We start from the raw sequence: 3304 nt of genomic DNA, 5'->3' as shown, positions 1-3304 counted from the left end.
GATCAGCAGCGCGGCGACCAGGCCATAGGCCAGGTAGCGCCCGGCGGTCAATTGCCAGGGCGAGAAGGCGCGGGTCAGTTCCGGGGCCAGGAACACCAGGCCCCAGGCGGCGCCGGCCAGGGCGCTATAGAACATGCCTTGCAGAATCGGGTTGGAACGCATCAGTCAAAGGTGGTCGATGCCACCGCAGCAACGGGAAAGGCTGGCAGTATGCAGCAGTGGAGCGGGGAAAGATTGTTGCGGGCTACGGTTTTATTGCGATGGACTGCGCTGTGAAGCCGATGGTGAGCGAGGGTGAGCGAGGGTGAGCGAGGGTGAGGCCCGATGAAAAACGCCGGCGTGAAGCCGGCGTTTCATCATGGCTGCCGTCACCGGCAGCGGCCAGGACAATCAGATCACCGCGCCCAGCAGTCCGGCTCCCACGAAGGCCAGCGCCACCACGCCGATGCCCATGGATAGGTAGGCCAGCACTGCCACGCCGGAGATGATGGTGGCCGAAGCCAGCACGATGGCCACTTGCAGCATCCCGGCCGCCATTTCCATCTTCTCGTACTTTTCCATGTAGGCATGGGCTTCATGTTCGGCTTCGCGCGCCTTGTGCGCCAGCTCCTTCTTGCCTTCGCCGGTCATCGAGCTTGCCGGCCGGGAATTCGATGAAGACGCGATCCAGCGGATAGCGGAACTGGCGCTCCATGAGCACACTGCCATCATCGAACAAGGGCAGCACTGCAACGGCACCGGGATGCTTGATGTATTCGCGGGTAGATTCCTTGCCATCGGGCAGCACGATGGTGTCCTTCTGGACTTTGAGGAAGTGGCCTTCGTAGACCCGGCGGCTGTCTTTCTGCGTCTCTTTGAGGTGGGCGTCCATGATATGAGCGTGGCTAGAGGTGAGGATGGGAAGGCGGCTGGACGCGCCGACATGGGGCGGTCCAAGGAAAAAAGGCGCCGATGGGAAATCGACGCCTCATGCTGGCAGGTTCAGGCGTGTTGCTTGCGCAGATAGCGCATCACGTAGCCGGGATAGGCCAGCACCAGGAACAGACAGCCGGTGATGGCATAGAATTCCCAGCCCTGCGAAAAGAGGTTGCCGATGCCAGCTTCCAGCTGACGCGCCACCAACCCGACCAGGAAATACAAGACCACCAGCTCCAGCAGGCGCACCCATACCGGCTTGACCCAGGCCGCATTCCGGCTTAACGGAATCAGGCCGAACAACTGCTGGTTGAAGAATGGCAAATTGGCCGCCAGGGCGGCCAACAGGATCACGATCCAGCTCAACAGGGAAACGTTCATTCCCCTGTTCCCTTACGACACGACCTTGCTGAGGAAGGTCGCCAGCGTGGTGACGATGGCATTGGTGCAGGCGTCCATCAGATGACCCGGCCACAGGCCCAAGGCCACTGCGGCAATACCATTGACGCTCAGCACGACGCGCATTTCGGGCGTGGCGACGATCTTGCTGGTGTCGGTCGGCTCATCGAAGTACATCACCTTGACCACGCGGATGTAGTAGAAGGCACCGATGAGCGAGAAGATCACGGCCAGCACCGGCAACCAGAGCTGACCGGTCACCATGGCGGCCTGCAGTACCGACAGCTTGGCGTAGAAGCCCACCAGCGGAGGAATACCGGCCAGCGAGAACATCATGATCATCATCACGGCGGCAAACCAGGGGCTGCGCTGGTTGAGGCCTTTGAAGTCGTCCAGGGTATCGGCTTCGAAGCCCGAGCGCGACAGCAGGATGATCACGCCGAAGCTACCCAGGGTGGTGATCACGTAGGTGATGGCATAGAACAGCGAGGAGCTGTAGGCATTGACGGCCGAGAACAGGTTGCTGTCGATCACGCCCGACATCATGCCCAGCAGCATGAAGCCCATGTGGGAGATGGTCGAATAGGCCAGCATACGCTTGATGTTGGTCTGCGCGATGGCAGTGACGTTACCCAGGATGATGGACAACACGGCCAGCACCATGAGCATCTGCTGCCAGTGCTCGGCCAGCGGCAACATGCCTTCGACCAGCAGGCGGAAGATGATGGCGAACGCGGCCAGCTTCGGTGCGGCGCCCAGCAACAGGGTCACCGGAGTGGGTGAACCCTGGTAGACGTCAGGCACCCACATGTGGAAGGGCACGGCACCCAGCTTGAAGGCCAGGCCTGCAACCACGAACACGATGCCGAACACCAGTGCCGTGCGGTCAACGGTACCGGAGGCGATGGCGCGGAACACTTCGTTCAATTCCAGCGCACCACCGGTCGCACCATACAGCATGGACATGCCGTACAGCAGGAAGCCCGAAGCCAGGGCACCCAGGATGAAATACTTCATGCCAGCTTCAGTGGAAGCGGCATGGTCACGACGCAGGGCCACCAGCGCATAGAGCGACAGCGACATCAATTCCAGGCCCAGGTAGATGGACAGGAAGCTGTTGCCGGAAATCATGACCATCTGGCCCAGCAGGGCGAACAGGGCCAGGACGTAGTATTCGCCGCCCAGGGCGCCACCGGTGATGCCACGTGCGGTGTTGTACTGGCGCGAGTAGATCAGCGTGACGCCGACGCCCAGGTAGGTGAACAGTTTCAACAGATTGGCCAGCGGGTCGGACACGAACATGTTGTTGAACGTGTAGACCGTGGCGCCGCTGTTGAAGTCACCAAAGGTCAATACCGCACACACCACCAGCGCCGCCAGCGACAGCAGATAGGTAATGACGCGCTTGGCTTCCGGCAGGAACATATCGATCAGCAGGATCGCGGAAGTCGCGATCAGCAGAAATATTTCCGGATAGACAGGGATCAGATTCATGTTATTCATTTAGTTACTACCGCTTGTGTTCGCCCGCTTGTGTCGCGACTTCGGTCGCGCCGCCCGACCGGCAATGCCACACCGGCTCGTCTCATTACTCGTTGTTGCCCAGCTTCATTGTCGGCGGGACGCAAGCGCCCCGCCCTTCACATCCTTAGTTCGGCAATACTGGAATCTTGCTCATCGCCACGTGCCGCAACAGGTCGGTCACCGAGGTCTGGATACTGTCGGTGATGATGCCGGGATAGATACCCATGACCAAGGTAGCAATCGCCAGCAAGCCCAGGATCAGGAACTCGCGGGCATTCAGGTCAACCAGCTCGGCCACGTGGTGGTTGGCCACAGCACCGAAGATGACACGCTTGGCCAGCCACAGCGAGTAGGCCGCACCCCAGATCAGGGCGGTCGCTGCCAACAGGCCGATCCAGAAGTTGAACTTCACCGCACCCAGGATCACCATGAATTCGCCGACGAAAACGGAAGTGGCCGGCAGGGC

The 3304-nt window shown here is 60.6% G+C and carries 3 protein-coding genes and 3 pseudogenes; all 6 read right to left on the bottom strand.

What is annotated here, in order from left to right; translation table 11 throughout:
• Window positions 1-162 (bottom strand): annotated as a pseudogene (locus I5W_RS32995) (EamA/RhaT family transporter); the annotation flags it as partial.
• A 228-nt stretch (window positions 163-390) separates the two neighbouring features.
• The gene (locus tag I5W_RS34125) at window positions 391-561 is read right to left on the bottom strand and encodes a DUF4337 family protein (protein ID WP_374702110.1); all 171 of its coding nucleotides are present in this window, start codon (window positions 559-561) and stop codon (window positions 391-393) included.
• Between the two features lie 67 nt (window positions 562-628).
• A pseudogene (locus tag I5W_RS34120) lies at window positions 629-871 on the bottom strand (ADP-ribose pyrophosphatase); the annotation flags it as partial.
• Between the two features lie 110 nt (window positions 872-981).
• Complete coding sequence (locus I5W_RS00305) at window positions 982-1296, bottom strand: DUF2818 family protein (protein ID WP_017450680.1); 315 nt, start codon at window positions 1294-1296, stop codon at window positions 982-984.
• 12 nt (window positions 1297-1308) lie between these two features.
• On the bottom strand, window positions 1309-2817 hold the full coding sequence (gene nuoN / locus I5W_RS00300) for an NADH-quinone oxidoreductase subunit NuoN (RefSeq protein WP_044527756.1): 1509 nt from the start codon (window positions 2815-2817) through the stop codon (window positions 1309-1311).
• A 145-nt stretch (window positions 2818-2962) separates the two neighbouring features.
• Window positions 2963-3304 (bottom strand): annotated as a pseudogene (locus I5W_RS00295) (NADH-quinone oxidoreductase subunit M); the annotation flags it as partial.

It is taken from the genome of Herbaspirillum sp. B65 (assembly GCF_000333555.1).
Taxonomy (GTDB): domain Bacteria; phylum Pseudomonadota; class Gammaproteobacteria; order Burkholderiales; family Burkholderiaceae_D; genus Herbaspirillum; species Herbaspirillum rubrisubalbicans.
The sequence above is the reverse complement of the archived record's forward strand: the minus strand, read 5'-3'. Positions and strand labels throughout refer to the sequence as shown.

Coding starts and splice junctions, on each gene's coding strand:
- nuoN (WP_044527756.1), bottom strand. CDS start 2,817: ATGAATAACATGAATCTGATCCCTGTCTATCCGGAAATATTTCTGCTG.
- I5W_RS00305 (WP_017450680.1), bottom strand. CDS start 1,296: ATGAACGTTTCCCTGTTGAGCTGGATCGTGATCCTGTTGGCCGCCCTG.
- I5W_RS34125 (WP_374702110.1), bottom strand. CDS start 561: ATGGAAAAGTACGAGAAGATGGAAATGGCGGCCGGGATGCTGCAAGTG.